General features: G+C 68.8%; 14 protein-coding genes. 8 read left to right on the top strand and 6 right to left on the bottom strand.

The features are described from left to right. Positions 1-117 precede the first annotated feature (117 nt). Together NX1_RS05965 and NX1_RS05960 are read left to right on the top strand one after the other, a co-directional pair. On the top strand, positions 118-588 hold the full coding sequence (locus NX1_RS05965; protein WP_068055002.1) for a hydrogenase maturation protease: 471 nt from the start codon (positions 118-120) through the stop codon (positions 586-588). Positions 589-636: 48 nt separating this feature from the next. Beyond that, a complete protein-coding gene (locus NX1_RS05960; protein ID WP_068054995.1) occupies positions 637-1,164 on the top strand; it encodes a flavodoxin family protein in 528 nt (175 codons plus the stop codon). 75 nt (positions 1,165-1,239) lie between these two features. Here the strand turns inward: NX1_RS05960 and otsB are convergent, their stop codons facing one another. Continuing rightward, positions 1,240-5,199, bottom strand: a complete 3,960-nt coding sequence (gene otsB, locus NX1_RS05955; protein WP_281216020.1) for a trehalose-phosphatase — start codon at positions 5,197-5,199, stop codon at positions 1,240-1,242. Positions 5,200-5,339: 140 nt separating this feature from the next. Between otsB and NX1_RS05950 the strand changes: the two genes are divergently transcribed. Further along, a complete protein-coding gene (locus NX1_RS05950; protein WP_068054992.1) occupies positions 5,340-6,338 on the top strand; it encodes an Acg family FMN-binding oxidoreductase in 999 nt (332 codons plus the stop codon). Positions 6,339-6,425: 87 nt separating this feature from the next. On the opposite strand, the gene NX1_RS05945 is transcribed toward NX1_RS05950, so the two are convergent. From NX1_RS05945 to acsA, 5 genes are read right to left on the bottom strand one after another with little or no spacing between them, the layout of a single operon-like run. Then, the gene (locus NX1_RS05945) at positions 6,426-6,680 is read right to left on the bottom strand and encodes a phosphopantetheine-binding protein (protein ID WP_084501061.1); all 255 of its coding nucleotides are present in this window, start codon (positions 6,678-6,680) and stop codon (positions 6,426-6,428) included. A gap of 3 nt (positions 6,681-6,683) precedes the next feature. Then, positions 6,684-8,114 carry a dihydrolipoamide acetyltransferase family protein gene (locus tag NX1_RS05940; RefSeq protein ID WP_245668347.1) on the bottom strand — a complete coding sequence of 477 codons (1,431 nt, stop codon included), beginning with the start codon at positions 8,112-8,114 and terminating at the stop codon, positions 6,684-6,686. Between the two features lie 16 nt (positions 8,115-8,130). Then, positions 8,131-9,099, bottom strand: a complete 969-nt coding sequence (locus tag NX1_RS05935) for an alpha-ketoacid dehydrogenase subunit beta (RefSeq protein ID WP_084501059.1) — start codon at positions 9,097-9,099, stop codon at positions 8,131-8,133. Then, positions 9,096-10,040: a pyruvate dehydrogenase (acetyl-transferring) E1 component subunit alpha gene (gene pdhA, locus NX1_RS05930; protein ID WP_373864866.1), complete on the bottom strand. Its 945-nt coding sequence runs from the start codon at positions 10,038-10,040 to the stop codon at positions 9,096-9,098. Before pdhA ends, NX1_RS05935 begins: the two co-directional genes overlap by 4 nt. 59 nt (positions 10,041-10,099) lie before the next feature. Next, positions 10,100-11,914 (bottom strand): acetate--CoA ligase, encoded by a 1,815-nt coding sequence (gene acsA, locus NX1_RS05925; protein ID WP_068055251.1) that lies wholly within the window; start codon positions 11,912-11,914, stop codon positions 10,100-10,102. A gap of 198 nt (positions 11,915-12,112) precedes the next feature. On the opposite strand from acsA, the gene NX1_RS05920 reads away from it, so the two are divergent. The 5 genes from NX1_RS05920 to ppsA all read left to right on the top strand — a co-directional run bounded on the left by NX1_RS05920 (position 12,113) and on the right by ppsA (position 19,888). After that, positions 12,113-14,839 carry a cation-translocating P-type ATPase gene (locus NX1_RS05920; RefSeq protein WP_068054985.1) on the top strand — a complete coding sequence of 909 codons (2,727 nt, stop codon included), beginning with the start codon at positions 12,113-12,115 and terminating at the stop codon, positions 14,837-14,839. A 123-nt stretch (positions 14,840-14,962) separates the two neighbouring features. Next, positions 14,963-15,529, top strand: a complete 567-nt coding sequence (locus NX1_RS05915) for a flavodoxin domain-containing protein (RefSeq protein ID WP_068054982.1) — start codon at positions 14,963-14,965, stop codon at positions 15,527-15,529. 13 nt (positions 15,530-15,542) lie between these two features. Beyond that, positions 15,543-16,214 carry a DUF2267 domain-containing protein gene (locus tag NX1_RS05910; protein ID WP_068054979.1) on the top strand — a complete coding sequence of 224 codons (672 nt, stop codon included), beginning with the start codon at positions 15,543-15,545 and terminating at the stop codon, positions 16,212-16,214. Then, positions 16,214-17,392 carry a site-2 protease family protein gene (locus tag NX1_RS05905; RefSeq protein ID WP_245668346.1) on the top strand — a complete coding sequence of 393 codons (1,179 nt, stop codon included), beginning with the start codon at positions 16,214-16,216 and terminating at the stop codon, positions 17,390-17,392. Before NX1_RS05910 ends, NX1_RS05905 begins: the two co-directional genes overlap by 1 nt. A gap of 189 nt (positions 17,393-17,581) precedes the next feature. Next, positions 17,582-19,888 carry a phosphoenolpyruvate synthase gene (ppsA, locus tag NX1_RS05900; RefSeq protein WP_068054976.1) on the top strand — a complete coding sequence of 769 codons (2,307 nt, stop codon included), beginning with the start codon at positions 17,582-17,584 and terminating at the stop codon, positions 19,886-19,888. The last annotated feature ends 11 nt before the right edge of the window (positions 19,889-19,899 follow it).

Genomic DNA, 19,899 nt, shown 5'->3' with positions numbered 1-19,899 from the left:
CATCGCGCATGCCGGAGCCGAGCGCCAGCGAGGCGCAGGCATGAGCGAGCGCAGCGAGCGAATCATGTACCAGCGCGCATCGCGCATGCCGGAGCCGAGCGCCAGCGAGGCGCAGGCATGAGCGAGCCATGGGCCGTGGTCATCGGCGTCGGCAACGAATACCGCGGTGACGATGGGGTCGGCCCGGCCGTCGCGCGACGGCTCGTGAACCTCGGCATCCCAGGGGTTTTTGTCACGGTGTCGGATGGCGAACCCACGAGCCTGCTCGAAATCTGGACCGGCGTGCAGCTAGCCGTCGTGGTCGACGCCATACGCTCCGAACCAGCGGTTGCCGGACGGGTTCGTAGCACCGGCGTCGACGTGCTGCCGCGGCCCGGCGCCGCCTCTTCGCACAGTCTCGGTATCCAGGACGCGTTGCCACTCGGCCGGGCTCTCGGCCGACTGCCCGGCAGTCTCGTCGTCATCGCCGTGGACGTGGCGTGCCTCGATCCAGGTGTCGGCCTGTCCGAGCCGGTTGCGGCCGCCGTCCCGCTCGCGGCCGAAGCCGTTGTTCGGGAATTGCGACGGGCGGCGCCGACAAGTCGGTAATGTCATCGCTACTCCGGGTTCCACAGTGCACAGCGCAGAGGAGCCGCCATGCGTGCACGAGTTGTCTACGAGTCGATGTTCGGCAACACCGCGAAGGTCGCCGAAGCCATCGCGCAGGGGTTGCGCGAACATGCCGAAGTGGAAGTGGTGAACGTGGTGACCGCGGGCGAAGTGCCCGCGCCGACGGTCAATCTGCTCGTAGTCGGCGGACCCACCCACGCCTTCGGGCTCAGCCGTCCGAGGACGCGCCGCGACGCCGCCAAGCTCACCGACGCGCCGATCGCGATCGACCTCGGCATACGGGAATGGCTCGAAGCCGCGCTGCCGGTCGCGGCGGGCCACCGCGCCTTGGCGTTCGGTACCAAGATCGCCAAACCGCCCTGGTTGCCGGGCTCCGCCGCAAGCGGCATCGGAAAACGGCTGCGGCACCTGGGTTATTCGCTCGCCGATCAACCTGCGGATTTCCTCGTCGACGACACAACCGGTCCACTGTCCGAGGGCGAGCTGGACAGAGCCCGCGCCTGGGCTTGCCGAATGGCATTCACCGAACTCGACCGCATCGACCACCATGCGTAGCGCAGGGGTGCTGCGAGAGATCGCTATTGTTCCCGTCTGACAGCGGTCGCTGAGTCATCCCGCCGATCCAGGTGTCTAGAACGCCAGCCGCACCGTGCCGCCAGGCGTCAGTCGCGCGACCTGGTCCCGGCAGACGATCTCGATCGGCGGCGACGGGCCGGGATCGGAGCTGATCTCGACGCCTTCGCCGCTGACTCGAACGGTGAGCCGGTGGCCGCGATAGATCATCGGGAAAGTCAGCGCGCCCAATGATTCGGGCCAGCTCGGGCAAAAGATGAGGCGATCTCGGCGGATCTCCAGCCCGGTGAAGCAGCGCTGCAGCAGGTCGAGACTGCCGGCCATCGCGCCGAGGTGAATCCCCTCCGCGGTGGTGCCGCCCTGGATGTCGGCCACGTCGGATTCGAGTACGAGGTCGAAGAACTCGACGGCGCGGTCCCGGTTCGCCCTGGCCAGCACCCACGCGTGCACCACCCCGCTCAGCGTCGAGCCGTGCGAGGTGCGCGACAGGTAGTAGTCGATGGTGCGCGGAATCATCTCTCCCGGCAGTTCGTATCCGAGCCGACCCAGCAGTTCCCGCAGTTCGTCGGCCGAGAGCAGGTAGAACAGCATCAGCACGTCGGCTTGTTTCCCCGCCTGGTAGCGGTTGACGTCGTCGCCCTCCGCCTCGAGAATCCGGTCCAGCCGCTGGATGTCGCCGTAGCGACGACGGTAGTGATCCCAATCCAATTCGGCCAAACGCTCGTAGCCCTCGAACTGGCTGATGACCCCGTCGTGGAACGGCACGTACATGCGCGCGGCGACCTCCTCCCAGTGCCGCGGCTCCGATGGCAGCACGGCGAGCTTCTCCAGGAGTTCCGACCGTTCGCGTGGAGCCAGGACGGCGAGCGCGTCGACTGCCCGCAGGATCACCCAGGCCGCCATCACATTGGTGTAGGCGTTGTTGTCGATTCCCGCGTCGGGCGCGGCCGGGTATCCGGAATGGAACTCGTCGGGGCCGATGACGCCGCGAATGGTGTAGCGGCCGCGCGCCGCGTCGTAGCTCGCCAGGCTCGACCAGAAGCGGGCGATATCCACCAGCAGCTCGGCGCCGCATGCGACAAGGAACTCGAGGTCGCCGGTTGCCTGGTAGTACTGCCAGACGTTGTAGGCGATCGCGATTCCGATGTGGTGCGCGCGCCGGCTGGGATCGGGATTCCACCGGCCCGACAGCGGATTCAGGTGCAGCCGCTGACTCTCCTCGCGGCCGTCGCTGCCGGACTGCCACGGGAACATCGCCCCGGACAGCCCGGCCTCCGCGGCGGCCCGGCGAGCTTCGGGCAGGCGGCGATAGCGGTAGCGCAGCAGCGACCGGGTGACGTCGGGGAAGCGTGGATTCAGCACTGGGAGTAGGAACAGCTCGTCCCAGAACACGTGTCCGCGATAGGCCTCGCCGTGCAGTCCGCGCGCTGGGACGCCTACGTCGAGATCGGTGGAGTTGGGCGACAGCGTCTGCATCAGATGCAGCAGATGCAGGCGCACGATCCGCGCCGCCTTGGCACTGCCTTCGAGGTCGATCCGCAGCCGTGCCCACAGGTGTTCCCATGCGGCGGCGTGTCCCTCGAACAGCTCCGGGTAGCCGCGGGTGGTCTCGAGCCAGCGGGCGGCCTCCTGCTCGGCGCCCGCGCTCGCGTGATCGAGCCCGGAGAAGATGGTGACGATCTTCTCCAAGGTCACCGACTGGCCCTCGGCCATCTCGACGGTGAAGTCGTGTCCGACCAGTCCGTCTCGGTCGACCAGTTTCCGCGGAGCCTGGACCGGTTGCTCGGCACGCCGCAGAATGCTGCGCATGGCCATCGCCACCGAAATGTCGGACGCGTTGGTGCGCACCGTCAGCAGTACCGAATCGTCGGACAGCGCCACCGCCCGCTCGGTCGTCAGGTGCGTATCGGACAAGGCGCGATAGCGCTCGACCAGACTGTTGCGCACGTTGCCATCGATCGCCGAGCGGATGGTCACGGCACCCGACCAGTTCTCGGCCGTGACCGTCGTCTCCAACGCGCCCAGATGGGGCCGGTGCATGGCGGCGAAGCGGCGCTGCCGCACGGCGGTGACTCGACCTTCCGCGTCGCGGACCCGGAACTGCCGTACGAGTTCCGCGCGACGCATGTCGAATTGCTGCCGATACGACACCAGTTCGGCGGCGTCGAGATCGAACCAGTCTCCGTCGCCGATTCGGAAGGTGACCGGCAGCCAGTTCGGCAGATTCACCAGGCTTTCGTTGTCGACCGCATGTCCGTCGATCTCGTCGGCGAGCCGGTTGTACAGCCCGGCGATGTACGTGCCCGGATAGTGGACCGCCCCGGCTGCCGATTCCGGCGCCGCGCCCCGCGTGGCGAAATAGCCGTTGCCGACCGTGCACAGCGACTCGCGGAGCTTCTCGCGCGGGGGGTCGTAATCGTCGAATGTGAGCGTCCACGACTCCGGCGCGGCCTCGACCTCGGCGCGCAACGACTCCGCCAGTCGCTGGAGGAACTCGCGAACCTCGCGCGGCCCGCTGACCGCGAATCCTGCCGCGGTGTGCCGGTCGCCGGTCTCGGAGTGACGCACTACGATCCCGATGCCATCGGATTCGACGGCGTCGAAGGCGTCCTCGTCGGTCAGGTCGTCGCCGAGGTAGATCGGCAGCACCCGTAGGTCGACATGCCGGAGTATCCAGCGCAGGGCGGCGCCCTTGTCCCAATCGACATCCGGTCGCAATTCGGTGACGCGCCTGCCGGACGTCACGCGTAAACCGGCCTCGTGGCCGACGTCGTGCACGGCGGCGACCACCCTGGCGACCTCGCCTGCGGCGACATTGCGATGGTGGACAGCCACCGCGAAACGCTTGTGCTCGACCAGCGCACCCGCGACATCCCCCAGCCGCCTCCGCAGTTCATCGGCTGCCCGAGCCAGCTGCTGTTCGGCGCCCGGCACGGCGTCGTGCACGTGCCGGGCGCCATCAGGGGCCATCAGGTCGAAGCCGTGGCTGCCCGCGTACCAGATTCCGTCGACACCGACGCGGTCGCGCAGGTCGGTCAGATCGCGTCCGCTGACGACCGCGACCGGGCACAGTGCAGCGAGCTCCGCCAGCACCGCCGCCACGCCGTCGACGGACTTCGCGGCCGCCGGATCGGTGACGATCTCGGCCAAGGTGCCATCGAAATCCAGTAACACCGCCGGCTTTTCGATGCCGAGCCGACCCGTGATGGAAGTCCAGCGCTCGATGGCGTCGGGCAGCTCCGACATCCGCCGGAAGCCTTCCCGCAGCCGGACCTCGGCGAGATCGCCGACGACGATATCCGCGCCGCGCGACGAAAGCCGGTCGGCGCTTTCGTGCCGATCGACGCCGATCACCAGCGCGAACCCTCCGGCGCGGCCCGCGGCGACGCCCGCCTCCGCGTCCTCGACGACAACCGTGCGATCGGGTGCGGCGTCCAGCCTGCGGGCGGTTTCGAGCAGCACCGCCGGATCGGGTTTGCCTGGCATACCGAGCTTTTCGGCCTCGATCCCGTCCACCCGAACGGTGAACAGGTCACCGATTCCCGCGGCCGCGAGCAATTCCGCGCAGTGGCGGCTGGCGGTGAACACGCCGGTGCCTATCCCAGCGGCATCGAGCCGCCTGACCAGCGAGACCGTCGATTCGAACACCCGCACGCCGTCGCGGGTCAGCCGCTCGCGAAAGAGACGATCCTTCCGGTTGCCGAGCCCGCAGACGGTCTCGGCCGTTTCCGGATCGGAGGAATTCCCCCATGGCAATGTGATCCCGCGGGCGGCGAGAAAGTCCGCGACACCTTGGTATCGGGGTTTGCCGTCCACGAAACGCAGATAGTCGGTCTCGGTGAACGGTGAACGGTCTTGCCCGGCGCCGGCGGGACGGTGATCCAGGAACGCGTCGAACAGTTCCGTCCAGGCCGCGGCGTGGATCGAAGCACTGTCGGTCACCACCCCGTCCATGTCGAAGATCACCGCGTCGTGGCGGCGCGCATCGATCTGCGGCAGCGGTGCACCCTTGTCCACACATCCAGATTGGACCGGCCGATGACTTCCGTCCAGAGGCCGATGGTCCCGCGCTGGCTCTTCAACCCGGGGACCACCTGCTGTGCGATCCGGGACCAAGGACTCCTCCGGAGCGGCCAACCGATCCCTACCGTGACGATATGGGCCACCTACCGACCGGAGAAATCATCGAGAAGGCCGTCCTGCTCGCCGGCCGGGCGCCGTCACTGCACAACAGCCAGCCCTGGCACTGGACATTCGACGGCGCGACATTGCGTCTGTTCGCGGTACCCGAACGCATGCTCGCGGCGACGGACACCTCCGGCAGACAGATGCTGATCAGCTGCGGTATTGCCCTCGGTCATCTCCGTGCCGCCCTGGCCGCCGCGGGATGGCGCATCCGCGTCGCCCGTTTTCCCGATCCGAACCGCCGTGAGCATCTGGCTGACATCACCTTCGAACCAGCCCGGATGGTCACCGACGGCGACCGCGAGCGCGCCGACGCCATCCTGCGGCGGCACACCGACCGGCTTCCGTTTCTGGCGCCGACCGGCTGGCCGGATTTCGAATACGTCCTGCGATCCACCTTCGATCCGTCCGACGCCTCCCTCTACATCCTGGGCGACGACAGCCGCCCCACTCTGGCGCGAGCATCGGAGATGACCGCGTCGCTGCGCCGCTACGACGCCGACTACCACGCCGAACTGCGATGGTGGACCGGGCACACCATCGCCGATACCGGTGTGCCCGAACAGGCCCTGCCGTCCCAGGAAGAGCGGCAACGAGTGACCGTCGGCCGCCGCTTCCCCGATGCGACCGCGGCGTCGCGACGCAGCGAGGTTGCCGCCGACCAGTCGATGATTCTCGTGCTGTCCACCGACGGCGACACTCCCGACGAATTGGTGCGCTGCGGTGAGGTGCTGTCCACGGTACTTCTGGAATGCACACTCGCCGGGTATGCCACATGTCCGCTGACACATCTCATAGAGGTGCCGCACAGCCGTGCCATGGTCGGCGAGCTGACCGCGAGCTCCAGCCGACCGCAGGTTCTTGTTCGCGTCGGTATCGCACCCGAGTCCGAGGAGAACGCGCCCGCGACTCCGCGCCGCCCGCTCGGCGAGATCCTCGAGATGACCGAATCCGCCGCCGGGACTCAGTGATCCCCTGACCTCCGCCTGTACCTGGGCAACTCGGCCAATGCCGGTCGTGCCCGCCGGATACGCGTCCGCTGGGGCCTCGACAAACGTTCAGCGGCTGCCGGTGAGGAAGTCGACGCAGGAGCGAATCGTCGAAAGCCGTGGGTAGTCGCTCTCCTCTATCCGGCTGCTGGCGGCGGAGAGCCGTTCCACGAAGGTGAGGAAGTCGATCGAGTCGAGTTCCAGTGTGCTGCGCAAAGGTTCGTCCTGTCCGAGGGCCAGGATGTCGGCCTCGGTGGCGAATCCGCGCAGCGCTTCACGCACGGCGTCTTCCGCCTTCTCACGCGGCATGGTTCGGGGCGTCATGTCTCACAACTCCTCTGGATGCTGAAGAAGCTCGGCGACCGTGTTGAGGAAACGCGCACCGATCGCGCCGTCGCTGGCGCGATGGTCCGCCGAGAGCGTGGCGGTCAGCTGGGGCCGCACGCCCAGCATGCCGTCCACCGCGCACGGGCGGGCGGTGACGGCCCCGAAACCGACTATCGCGACCTGCGGCGCGGCGATGACGCCGAATACCGAATCCACCCCGAGCTCACCCAGGTTCGTCACCGTGATGGTCGCGGGAACGGTGTCCGCGGAGCGTAGCCGGGCGGAGCGGGCTCTGCCGACGACCTCGCGCATCGCGTCCATCATGGCGGGGGGAGCGAGCGCATCGGCATCCGGGATCGTCGGCACCATGATGCCGCCGCCGCGCAGCGACACCACGACCCCGAGATGCACAGCGGATGCCGGATGGAACTCGTCGTCGACCCAGTGCCCGTTCAGCGCTCGCACCCTCCGCGCCGCGCGCGCTGTAGCGCACAGCACCAGAGCGGACGGCAGGATGCGCGCGCTCACAGGTACGCGCCTGTTCGTCGCGTCCAGCCAGCGCTGCGCGGCGTCCATGTCGACGGTGCTGGACAGGTAGTAGTGCGGCACCGTCCGTTTCGATCTGGTCATGGCCGCCGCGATCACCTTGCGCACCGCGGCCGGATCACGCGGCGGCGCTTGGGCACCGCTCTCCTGTGCCCAAGCAGCGGTCTGCCCCGGCGCGGACTCCTCCGCGTCAGCGGTCTGGCCGGGCGCGGGTTCCGCCGCGGCAGGGACGACGCCGGCCATTCGCACATCGCCGGCGCGCACCGCGCCATCCGGACCGCTGCCCGAGACATCCGCCAGCTCGACTCCCGACTCGAGCGCCAACCGACGCGCATAGCCGGAAGCGCGGGCCACAGCAGTTCGTGGCGAGGGCCGTTGGACGCTCGGAGGTGTGCCGACCCCCTCCTGACGCGCTGTTCGATCACCCGAGGGCACTCCCTCGGCGAAACCCGCGGCGACAGGTGCGGATCGCGGCGGCGCGCCCAGACCGGTGGAGATGGCGTTCTCCACATCCGCGCGCACGATCCTCCCACCGGGTCCCGACCCGTGCAGAGTCGCCAGATCGATGCCCGCATCCTGCGCCAGTCGCTGAATCAGCGGCGTGGCGGAAAGACCGATCCGTCGCACACCGTCCGGACCGGAAACCGGTGCACCGCGAACGGATTCCGCCGGTTCGATCGTCGCCAGCGGAGTGCCCACCCGCACGGTTTTCCCTTCCGGCACCAGGATCGACCCCACGACACCGTCATCGAAGCATTCGACCTCGATCGCCGCCTTCGTGGTGTCCACCTCCGCGACGATGTCTCCTTTGTGCACGACATCGCCGGGATGCACGAGCCAGTGCAGCAACGTGCCTTCCACCATGTCGGCTCCGAGTGAGGGCATCCGAAACTCGGCCACCTCAGCTCACCGCCTCACGCACCGCGTCGACGACGGCCTCGGCCCGTGGCAGAGCGGCCTCCTCCAACTGCCTCGCGTAGGGAATCGGCACCTCGGCGGTACACACCCGGCCGATCGGGGCGTCGAGATCGTAATAGGCGTGTTCGGCGGCGCGAGCGGCTATTTCCGCGGCGATGCCGACACTGCGCCAGCACTCGTCGACGATCACCAAGCGGTGAGTGCGCGCCACCGACTCGAGCACTGTCGTCTCGTCCAGCGGTCGCAAGCTGCGCAGATCGATCACTTCCACGGAAACTTCTTCGGCGGCGAGCGACTCGGCGGCCGATTCGGCGATCGGCAGCGTCGCGCCGAAGGTGACCACGGTGACGTCGGTGCCTGCGCGCCGGACCACCGCGCGGTCGATGTCCACCGCATCGGCATCCGGGCCCACCTCGCCCTCACTGCCGTACAGCGCGATCGGCTCGAAGATCACCACCGGATCGGGATCCTGCAACGCGGTCCACAGCATCCCGCGAGCATCCGCGACCGTGGCGGGAGAAACCACCCGAAGCCCGGGAATGTGCGCGTAGAAGGCTTCCAGGCTGTGCGAATGCTGAGCGGCCAATTGGCGGCCCGGCCCTGTCGCCATCCGGATCACCAGGGGCACGCCGAGCTGACCACCCGACATGTGCCGCAACGTCGCGGCGTTGTTGAGGATTTGGTCCAGCGCCAGCAGGCTGAAGTTGCCGGTCATGATCTCGACGATCGGCCGCATGCCGCTCAGCGCCGCACCGATGCCCGCGCCGACGAACGCGGATTCGCTCAAGGGTGTATCCCGGATCCGGCGCGGCCCGTACTCCTCGAGCAGACCGCGACTCACCCCGAAGCAACCACCGTAGGCGCCGACGTCCTCGCCCATCAGGAAGACGCGGTCGTCGCGATTCAGCGCCTCCCGCAGTGCTTCGCGCATCGCCTCCCGGTAGGTGATCACGGTCGCTCCGCATACACATGACGGCTCAAGTCGGCGACCGCTTCCAGCGGCCCCGCCTCGGCCTCGGCGATCGCGTCGTCGAGTTCGGCGTCGACCGCGGCCTCCAGGTCTGCCAGAGACTGTCCGTCGAGTGCTCCCGACGCCCGCAATTCGGCGGAAAGGGCGGGGATCGGGTCGCGCTTCTTCCAGTGCTCGATCTCGGCCTTGTCCCGATAGCGGTCGGCGTCGTAGAGCGAGTGCGCACGAAAACGGTAGGTCAGCAGTTCCAGGAAGCACGGCCCGCTTCCGCCGCGGATGGATTGCACGGCTCGCTGGGTGGCCGTCGCCACCGCCTCCGGGTCCATGCCGTCGACGGGCCATGCGGCCAGACCGTAACCGGCGGCGCGGAGCGCGAGATCGGTGACCGCGTGCTCGCGGTGCAGCGCCGTGCCCATCGCATAGCGGTTGTTCTCGCAGGCGAACAGGATCGGCAACCGCCACAGCGCGGCCAGGTTCAAACATTCGTGGAACTCGCCCTCGGCCGCGGCGCCGTCACCGAACAGGCAAACTGTCACCGCGGGCCGATTTCGCATGGCGTCGGCCAGCGCCAGCCCGACCGCAAGCGGCAGCCCGCCGCCGACGATCGCGTTGCCGCCGAAGAATCTCCGTCCGGCATCGAATAGATGCATGGAGCCGCCGCGACCGCCGCTGCATCCGGACGCGCGGCCGAACATCTCCGACATCAACGCCGCCATCGGAATACCGCGAACGAGCGCGTGCCCGTGTTCACGATAGGTGGACACCACCGCGTCCCCGGCTCCGATCTGCCCAAGCAGCCCGGCGGCGACAGCTTCCTCGCCGATGTACAGGTGCAGAAATCCGCGGATCTTCTCGGCGCTGTAGAGCTGCACACAGCGCTCCTCGAATCGCCGGATACGAATCATCTGGCGCAGCAACTCGATCCGCTCGGCGGCAACGAGCGGCGGCCGGTCGCCGACACGCTCTGGCAGTTCGGTGGCGGTCACTGCCCGGCCTCCAAAGTCGACACATCGCCCTCGGGCAAACCTTGCTCTCGAGCCTTCAACAGCCGCCGCATCACCTTGCCGCTGCGGGTGTGCGGCAGGCTCTCGGCGAAGGTGATCTCCTTGGGCGCCACCGCGCCGAGCGCCTTGCGGCCGAACGCGAGAAGCTCGGCCCGGAGCGACTCCGTGGCGACGTAGGCCGGCCGCAGCAAGACGAATGCCTTCACCAGTTCGCCCGCGACCGGATCCGGCTTGCCGATCACGCCCGCCTCGGCGACCGCCGGATGCGCCATCAGCGCGCTTTCCACCTCGAACGGTCCGACCAGGTGCCCGGCCGACTTGATCACGTCATCCGCGCGACCTACGAACCAGTAGTAGCCGTCGGCGTCGCGGCGGGCCAGATCGCCGGACAAGTACCACCCGGCGGTGAATGCCTTCGCATATCTGTCGGGTTGGCCCCAGTAGCCGCGGAACATCGACGGCCAGCCCTCCCGCAACGCGAGCTCACCGATCTCGCCGGTTTCGGCGTGCCGGACGTCGCCGCCGACCACCGCCGCCCGGCCGTCCGGCCCGCGACGCAGGATCGTGGCTTCGACGCCAGGCAGCGGCCGTCCCATCGAACCGGGTCGCACCTGTTCGGCGGCGAAATTGGCGATCATGATGGCGCCGGTCTCGGTCTGCCACCAGTTGTCGTGGACCGGTCTGCCCAGGACGCGTCGGCCCCACACGACCACTTCGGGATTGAGTGGTTCACCGACGCTGGCGACGAATCGCAGGTGCGACAGATCGGTGCCGGGCGGCAGCTCGTCGCCGCGGCGCATCAGCATGCGCAACGCGGTCGGCGCGGTGTACCACACGGAGACCGCCTCCGCGGTGAGAACGCCGTACCAGCGCAGGGCGTCGAAGTCGGCTTCGTCGGTGATCACGGTGGCACCAAGGGTCAGCGGCGCGATCACCCCGTAGGACATGCCGGTCACCCACCCGGGATCCGCCGTACACCAGAACACATCGCCCTGCCGCAGATCCAGCGCGTAACGTGCGCTGATCCGGTGCGCGAGCACCGCACCGTGCACATGCACCGCGCCTTTGGGTTTTCCAGTGGTCCCACTCGTGAAATGCAGCAGTGCCGGATCCTCGGCCTGGGTTCGCACGATCGGGAATTCGGCGTCGACGGCCACCATCGCCAGCGCCAAGTCGATAGCGCCGCCTTCGAGCTCGCCGCCGGAGTCGGCGTCCGTCACGAGCACGTGCCGCAGGTCTGGCAGCTCACCGCGGATCGGGGCGACCCGGCGACGGTAAAGATCCTTCGTGGTGACCAGCGTCGTGGCCTCGGAGATCGCCAAGCGCTGCCGTACCGGCTCCGGTCCGAACGCGGAGAACAGCGGCGAGACGACACAGCCTGCCTTCCACCCGCCCAGCGCGGCGATATACAGCTCGGGCGTGCGGCCCAGCAGGATGCAGATTCGCTCGCCGGGGCGCACGCCGAGCTCGTGCAGCACTCCCGCGAAACGGTTGCTCAGGGCGGCCAGGTCGGCGTAGGTCAAGGCGGAGCGGTCACCGTTCGCGCGCAGTGCGCGCAGCGCCGTGACATCGGCGACGGAGGTGCCCAGGTGCCGGTCGACGGCTTCATGGGCGATGTTCACTCCCCCGCCGGGTAGCCCGGCAAGCGAGGATCGCGCCGCAGCCCAATCGAATACCTTGTAGGACGTCCGGTAGTCGGTCAGATTCGCGTCGATGTGTTCCGCCGGAGACTTCTCGATCGGATCCCACTGCGTCCGCTCGTAGTTCGATGGGTCGTGGCTCAAAGTCTTCATTTCGGCCTCCGTGCTCAAGTCAACGACAGCCTCGGCCTGCTCCGGCAGGGCGTAAAGACCTTGGCTGCCGGTGACCTCCGTCGTTTCCGCCCGTTGCGCCCGGCGGTAGTGCCCACCAGAACGGGACCTTCGCCCCTGTACGGCGAGCACGGCAGGGCGCACGCTCGTGGCACGAGCACCCGAGGAGGCGGCGGCACCGTGACCGACCTGGTCGAGGCCGAACCCGGTCTGCGGATCGATCCCACCGAGCGGATCGATCTGCTGCTGCGCGACCTGCGCGGCAGCCGCAGCGGGCTCACCACTCGTGAGGCCGAACGGCGGCTGATCCATCACGGACCGAACATGTTGCGCCGACGGGGCCACCGGACCTGGCCGAGGGACCTGGTGCGCCAGTTCACCCATCCTCTCGCGCTGTTGCTGTGGGCGGCCGCCGGTCTCGCGGGAGCGGTCGGCATCGTCCCGGTCGCCGTCGCGATCGTGGTCGTCATCATGATCAACGCGGCGTTCGCGTTCGCCCAGGAAAGGCACGCCGAGCAGGCGGTGGAGGCGCTGGCCGCCTACCTGCCCATGCGGGCGAGCGTCGTGCGCGACGGGGCGATCACCGATATCGAGGCGACCGGCGTCGTGCCGGGGGACGTCCTCGTCATCGCCGAGGGCGACCGGATCTGTGCGGACGCGCGGCTGCTCGATGGCGGCATCGAGGTGGATCTCTCGGAATTGACCGGCGAATCGATGCCGGTCTACCGCAGCGCCGACGCCGTCGACGTGGGAGTGCCGCTGGCACAGGCGCGCGAACTGGTCTTCAGCGGCACCTCCTGCACCGAGGGCGAGGCCCGTGCGATCGTCTTCGCCACCGGCATGCACACCGAGCTCGGCCGCATCGCGGCTCTGTCCGAACGCGTCGAGCGCGACGAGAGCCCGCTCGAACATCAAGTGCGCCGGGTGGCCTGGTTGATCGCGTTGATCTCGGTCCTGCTCGCCGCCGCGTTCATCCCGCTCGCGATGCTCGGCGCCGGACTATCCCCGCTCAACGCGGTGATCTTCGCGGTGGCGCTGCTGGTCAGCAACGTCCCGGAAGGTCTGCTGCCGGTGATCACCCTGGCGCTGGCGATCGGCGTGCGTGAACTCGCGCGCCGCGGCGCGGTGGTCAAACGTCTGAGCGCCGTGGAGACCCTCGGCTCCACCGATGTGATCTGCACCGACAAGACCGGCACCCTCACCGAGAACCGCATGCGTGTCGTCGCGATCGACACCGCGACCGGAGCCCACGATCCCGGAGCCGCGTCCACGAAGGACGATCCCACCCTGGCCCGTGTGGCCGCAGCGATGGCCGCATGCAACAACGCTCGTCTCGCCGACGCCGGACCCGCCGTCGGCGATCCCACCGAGCTGGCTTTGCTGGTCGCCGCCTCGGCTCTCGGGCAGCAGGTCGGCACCGATGAGCGGGAACGCTTCCGGCAGCGCCTGTTCCACTTCGACCCGGTGCGCAAACGAATGTCGACGGTCGACGCGGACGAGACCGGTCGGCTGCGCGTACACGCCAAAGGAGCCCCGGAGTCGCTGCTGCCGCTGTGCACCGCCGAATTCGGCTCCGACGGCGGTATTCGACCGCTGAGTCCGCGCCGCCGGGCGCAGGTCGCCGAGCTCGTCGATGCCCGCGCCGAGCAGGGTCTGCGGATGCTGGCCGTCGCCGAGCGCGACCTCGACGGCCGCACGGCGCCGCGGAATCGGGAACAGGCCGAAAGAGATCTGGTCCTGCTCGGCCTGATAGCCATGGAGGACCCACCGCGGGCCGAGGTCGCCGAGGCCGTACGGCTGTGCCACGGCGCGGGTATCCGCATCATCGTCATCACCGGCGATCACGGGCTGACCGCGGCGGCGGTGGCCGGCCAGATCGGCATCACGCGCGGTGAGCCGGTGGTGGTCACCGGTGCGGAGCTCGATCGGATGAGCGAGGCCGATCTCGACGAGTTACTGGCGGGGCCCACCGAACTGGTCTTCGCTCGCTCCTCGCCCGAGGCCAAACTGCGCATCGCCGACGCACTGCGCGCCGCCGGACACGTCGTCGCCATGACCGGTGACGGCGTCAACGACGCGCCCGCGCTCCGACGCGCGGATATCGGCGTGGCGATGGGCCGTTCGGGCACCGACGTGGCGCGCGAGGCCGCCACCATGGTGCTCGTCGACGACAACTTCGCCACCATCACCGCGGCCATCCAGGCCGGGCGGCGGGTCTACGACAACATTCGGAAGTTCATTTGCTACATCTTCGCGCACACCACTCCCGAAGTGACGCCGCTGTTGGTGTTCGCGCTCTCCGGCGGAGCGGTCCCGCTGCCACTGACTGTGATGCAGCTGCTGGCCTTCGACGTCGGCACCGAGACGCTGCCCGCGCTGGCGCTCGGGCGGGAAGCGGCCGAGCCCGGCCTGATGCGCAGGCCGCCGCGTAAACGCAGCGAGTCGGTGATCCGCACGCCGATGCTGTTGCGCGCGTGGCTTTTCCTCGGCGTGATCGCGGCGATCCTCGCCATGGCGGGCTTCTTCTTCGTCCTGCTCCGAGGCGGCTGGCATCTCGGTGACCCCACCGGACCGGGCACGCCGCTGCACCACACCTATCAGCAGGCGACCACGATGACCTTCTTCGGCATGGTCGCGGGCCAGATCGGCACCGCGTTCGCCGCGCGTACGGATCGTGCCTCGCTGCGCTCGATCGGCGTACTGTCCAATCGCTTGCTGTTGTGGGGGATCGCCTTCGAACTCGCGCTCGCCGGAGTGATCATCTACGTTCCGGCGATACAGAGCCTGCTCGGGACGGCCGCCCTGACGCCCGCCATGCTCGCGTTCACCCTGCCGTATCCGTTCATCGTGTGGGGCGCCGACGAACTCCGGCGCTGGCTGCTACGCCGCCGTGGGGACCACGCCTGAGCCGTGCCCACAACGTTCACGCCTCGGCGAACGTCCCCGTCGGCCTCGGCGGTGACCATGGTCCCGTCGGCCCGGGCACGAATCCTCTCACCGAGCTGGACCGATGCTAGAAGGCTCTTGGGCATGGACAAGGACAAGGACAAGGACAAACACCGCATCGCGGTCGTCTACGCGACCGAACAGGGATCCACCCGCGACATCGCCGAATTCATCGGCACCGAACTGTCCGGGCGCGACGCGGTCGTCGAGCTCGCCGACATCGACCATGCGCCCGACCTGTCCCGCTTCGACACCCTCGTGCTCGGCAGCGCGGTGCACAACATGAAACTCCTCCCCGCCGTCGACGGCTACGTGCACGCCCATCGCGACGAGCTGACGAACCGAGACGTGTGGTTGTTCAGTGTCGGACTCGTCCCGGCGCTGCGCGGCCCGGTCGGCCGCCGGCTCGCCCGGATCGTTCCGAGAAAGATCGCCGCGCTACGCGATTCGATCGCCGCGCACGACTACCGGGCATTCGCCGGCCGCTACGACCGCGACGGCATTTCGCTGCGGACCCGGACCCTCTACCGGCTACTCGGCAATGGTCAGTACGGGGATCTGCGTAACTGGGCGGAGATCCGCTCGTGGACCGACACCATCGCCCACAGTCTGCGGCTGCCACCAGCGCGTTCCACCACGATCCATCCGTGAAAGGCCGCAGCCCATGAGCTACCACCGCGACCCACTCGCGCCCGCGATCCACACCGCCCACGAGTGGCTGCGCGCCGTCGCCGACGGCCTCGCCACCAACGACCGGGCGTTCGCACACCGCGTTCTGCGCGCCTGGCTACACACCGTCCGTGACCGCATCGGTGTCAACGCGAGCGCACATCTGAGCGCGCAATTGCCCGAAATGCTGCGCGGAATCTACTTCGAGGACTGGGTACCCGCTCATGTCCCCGTTTCCCACGACGTCTCCTCCTTCCTCGATCAATTCGCTCACGAAGCAGGCGTCACGAGCGACGAGGCGGTGGCACTGGCAGGGTCGGTGACCGACACGCTCAACGGCTTGTTCTCCCCCGGCCAGCTCGAACACGTCTTCGCCCTGCTGCCAGAGGATCTGCGGCGCATTCTGGTCGGCGCCGAATTCGCCGGTACGTTGACGGCGAGTCTCGCCGGGCGGAAAGATCCCTCCCGCTTCGACGAAATCGACATTCGGCTGCACGCTCTGTCCGAGGCCGTTGCCGTCCTCGTGCGCGGACTGGAGAATCCGCTCGGAGGTGCGTCGCCCGGCGCCGCACGCGTGTCGGCCGCGCAGGAGGCCCATCGAATTCTGCTCGCCGAGGGGCTGACCGGATCCGGGATCCCGGCAGCTGACCCGCCACACACACGATGATGCGTCAAACCTTTCCGCTCGGCCGGATCGCGGGCATCCGTCTCGGCGCGCACTGGTCGGTGCTGGTCACCGTCGGACTGTTTGCCTGGGTCCTTGCCTCCTATCTGACCGGCACCGCATCCACCGTGGTGGTGTGGGCGACGGCCGTCACCGGCGCCGTCGCGCTCTGCGCGGCGCTGCTCGCTCATGAACTGGCCCATTCGATCGTCGCCCGGCGTAACGGGGTTCAGGTCGAGGCGATCGTGTTGTGGCTGCTGGGTGGTGTTTCCGAATTGACCGAGGAGACGCGGGATGCGCGGGCCGACCTGCGCATCGCATTGGCCGGTCCACTGACCAGTCTCGGAATCGCCGCCGTGGCGTTCTTCGCCGGCGCCGCCGTCGCGGCGGTGGATCCGGACGGGCCGATCACCGCGGTCCTGGCGTGGCTGGCCGTGATGAACACGGTCTTGGGGCTGTTCAATCTCCTGCCCGGCGCACCCCTCGACGGTGGCCGCGTGCTGCGCGCGGTGATCTGGCGGCGCACCGGTGACCGGTTGCGCGCGGCGACTTCGGCCGCACGCAGCGGGCAGTTTCTCGGCACGCTTCTGCTGCTGATCGGTATCGCCGAACTGATCCTGCTCGGGCATCTGGGTGGACTGTGGCTGATGCTGCTCGGCTGGTTCCTGCAGTCGGCGGCGCACGCCGAACTCACCGTCGCCGGATTGCGACACCGACTGGGCCACAGCGTGGTTCGCGACGTGATGACCGCGCGCCCGATGGCGATCCCTGCGGTCTGGCCGATCGCCGCACTGCTGCGCTCGGACGCGGCGGACAGCGGGCATCGGGTGTTTCCCGTCGTCGACGACACAGGTCACCCGGTCGCGGTGGTGGCATGGTCGGATCTGGCGGCGGTGACCGCACCGGCACGCGCTACCACGACGGTGGGCAGTGCCGCACGGGCGCTGCCCGCAGGCGCTCTGGCCCGGGAGGACGAACCGTTGATCGACGTCGCGTCCCGTGTGGTACTTCGTCCCAATCTGGACGCGGTCGCCGTCGTCGGCGCCGACGGCAGGCTCACCGGGCTGATCACCTCGACCGACCTGGTCCTCGCCTGTGATCGCTCCGCGCTCGGTTTGCCGCCGCGCGGCAGGCACCTGACCGGGCACCCGTCCGCCACCCCGCAGGGAGACACACCGTGACGCTACCGATCGGATTCGCTGGGGCGATGGCGCCCGCGCTCGACCGCGCGGCTGGGTCGGGACCGGTGGAGCGGCGGCCGGGGGCCGAACGGGCCGAACGATGGGACCTTCGGCCGTGGTGAACGGACACCGCGCAGAGCGAGGCTGACTACACACGCGACGTTCGACATGCGACCGATCGGAGCAGTTATGGGCGACTACGTGGCCGACCTGGCCGACCTGCGGCTGACGGATGCGGACCGCGCCGGCGGGAAGGGAGCGAATCTCGGTGAGCTGGTGGCGGGACGACTTCCGGTGCCGCCCGGGTACGTGATCCTCAAATCGTGTTACGAGGAGGTGATCATCCACGGTCCGCACGGCGCCGAACTCGACACTCTGCATGCCGAGGCGCTGGAGGCCGCGGCGCAGAGCGCTCGCTCGGACGGCGCGCGACTGGACGAACTGTGCGCCCGGATGCGCGAGCTCGTCCACCAGTCGCCGATGGCGGCGGGAGTGCACGCCGCCGTACTGGCCGCCTACCACCGGCTGGGCGATTCAGCGCCCGTCGCGGTGCGCTCGTCGGCGGTCGGCGAAGACAGTGCGACCGCCTCCTTCGCGGGAATGAACCTCTCGCGGACCAATGTTCGCGGCGACGATCGGCTGATGGACGCCGTCGTCGACTGCTGGGCGTCCCTCTTCACTCCCCGAGTGCTCACCTACCGCGCTCGCCGCGAGATGCACGAACGTCCTGATATCGCGGTGGTCGTGCAGCGTATGGTCGCGGCACGCAGGTCTGGCGTCGCCTTCACCGCCGACCCGGCGACCGGCCGCCTGGATCGCGTGGTGATCGAGGCGGCGCGCGGCCAAGGCGAGGTCGTGGTGTCCGGATCGACCGAACCCGACACCTACACGCTGGACCCAGAAGGGCCCACGCTGATCTCCGCTCGCACCGGCCATCAAGGGTTCGCCATCGTGCCGGGACCCACCGGCGACCAGCGCGTCCAGCTGGGCGAGGACGAGGCCGCGGCCCAGGTGCTCAGCGAGGACGAGGCGGTGTCCGTGGCCCGCACAGCCTTGCAGGTAGAACAGCTGCACGGCGGCAGGCCGCAGGACGTCGAGTGGGCATTCGACGACGAGCGGCTGTGGCTGGTGCAGGCACGGCCCATCACCACACTGGCCGACCGCGCGGATGCGGAACATCCGGTCGCTGAACGGACACCGGCTCAGGTTCTGCTCCAGGGTCTCGCGGCGGCACCGGGCCAAGCCAGCGGCGCCGCGCGCATCCTGCATTCGCCGGCGGAGGGCTCGGCACTTCGGGTCGGTGAAGTACTCGTCGCGACCATGACCAATCCCGACTGGCTGCCCACCATCTCACGAGCGTCGGCCCTGGTCACCGACAGCGGCGGGATGACGTGCCATGCCGCGATCGTCGCGCGCGAACTCGGCGTGCCGTGCGTGGTAGGCACCCGTACGGCCACCACCACGCTCACCGACGGCGTCGTCGTGACCGTCGACGGCTCCGCAGGCCAGATCCGCGCGGGCCGATCGGAAGCGGTGCAAGCCGTGCCACGGCCCGCGGCGCCGATCGCCGCGGCGGAACCGACCGCGACCCGTATCTACCTCAATCTCGCGCTACCCGAGGTCGCCGAACGTCTCGCGGGCACCGACGTGGACGGCGTCGGTCTGCTGCGCGCGGAAACGCTGATCACGCAGGCGCTCGACGGACGCCATCCACGGGATCTGATCGCCCACGGCGAGCAGGACCTTTTCATCGAACGTCTGTCCCAGTCCGTGCAGCGAATCACGACGGCATTCGCCCCGCGGCCGGTGGTCTATCGAGCGACCGACCTGCGCAGCAACGAATTCCGTGACCTCGTCGGCGGAAGCGACTACGAACCGGACGAACGCAATCCGATGATCGGCTACCGCGGCTGCTACCGCTACATCCGCGAGCCCGACGTGTTCGCCTTGGAGCTCACCGCGCTGGCCCGAGTCCGGGAACGTACTCCGAACCTGCACCTGATGATTCCGTTCGTGCGTACCCGGTGGGAGCTCGAGGCGTGCCTCGACTTGGTCGACCAGAGCCCGCTGGGCGGCCAGCGCGGACTGCACCGCTGGGTGATGGCGGAGGTGCCCTCCGTCGTGCACTGGCTGCCCGAATACGTAGGCATGGGCGTCGACGGCGTCTCGATCGGCAGCAACGACCTCACCCAGCTGATGCTCGGCGTCGACCGCGACTCCGCTACGTGCGCCGATCTGTTCGACGAATCCGACCCCGCCGTGCTCGACGCGATCGGGAAGATCGTCGAGACAGCTCGGCGGCTGCGGATCACGTCGTCGCTTTGCGGCCAGGCGCCTTCGACGCGGCCCGAGTTCGCGGAGTACTTGGTGCGGATGGGCATCACCTCGATCTCGGTGACACCGGACGCCGTGCCCGCGGCACGCCGGGCGATCGCCGCCGCCGAGCGGCGAGTTCTGCTCGAACAGGCGCTGTCCGCACGGGGGGATGCCTACTGACGAGGCTCACC

It is taken from the genome of Nocardia xishanensis NBRC 101358 (assembly GCF_001613365.1).
Taxonomy (GTDB): domain Bacteria; phylum Actinomycetota; class Actinomycetes; order Mycobacteriales; family Mycobacteriaceae; genus Nocardia; species Nocardia xishanensis.
Note: the sequence above shows the minus strand (reverse complement) of the source record. Positions and strands in the feature narration are given on the sequence as shown.

Bases quoted from the DNA above. Each gene is read 5' to 3' on its own strand.
- NX1_RS05910 (WP_068054979.1), top strand. From the start codon at position 15,543: ATGAGCTACCACCGCGACCCACTCGCGCCCGCGATCCACACCGCCCAC.
- NX1_RS05950 (WP_068054992.1), top strand. From the start codon at position 5,340: ATGGGCCACCTACCGACCGGAGAAATCATCGAGAAGGCCGTCCTGCTC.
- NX1_RS05965 (WP_068055002.1), top strand. From the start codon at position 118: ATGAGCGAGCCATGGGCCGTGGTCATCGGCGTCGGCAACGAATACCGC.
- acsA (WP_068055251.1), bottom strand. From the start codon at position 11,914: ATGAAGACTTTGAGCCACGACCCATCGAACTACGAGCGGACGCAGTGG.
- NX1_RS05960 (WP_068054995.1), top strand. From the start codon at position 637: ATGCGTGCACGAGTTGTCTACGAGTCGATGTTCGGCAACACCGCGAAG.
- NX1_RS05905 (WP_245668346.1), top strand. From the start codon at position 16,214: ATGCGTCAAACCTTTCCGCTCGGCCGGATCGCGGGCATCCGTCTCGGC.
- ppsA (WP_068054976.1), top strand. From the start codon at position 17,582: ATGGGCGACTACGTGGCCGACCTGGCCGACCTGCGGCTGACGGATGCG.
- NX1_RS05945 (WP_084501061.1), bottom strand. From the start codon at position 6,680: ATGACGCCCCGAACCATGCCGCGTGAGAAGGCGGAAGACGCCGTGCGT.
- NX1_RS05940 (WP_245668347.1), bottom strand. From the start codon at position 8,114: ATGCCCTCACTCGGAGCCGACATGGTGGAAGGCACGTTGCTGCACTGG.
- NX1_RS05915 (WP_068054982.1), top strand. From the start codon at position 14,963: ATGGACAAGGACAAGGACAAGGACAAACACCGCATCGCGGTCGTCTAC.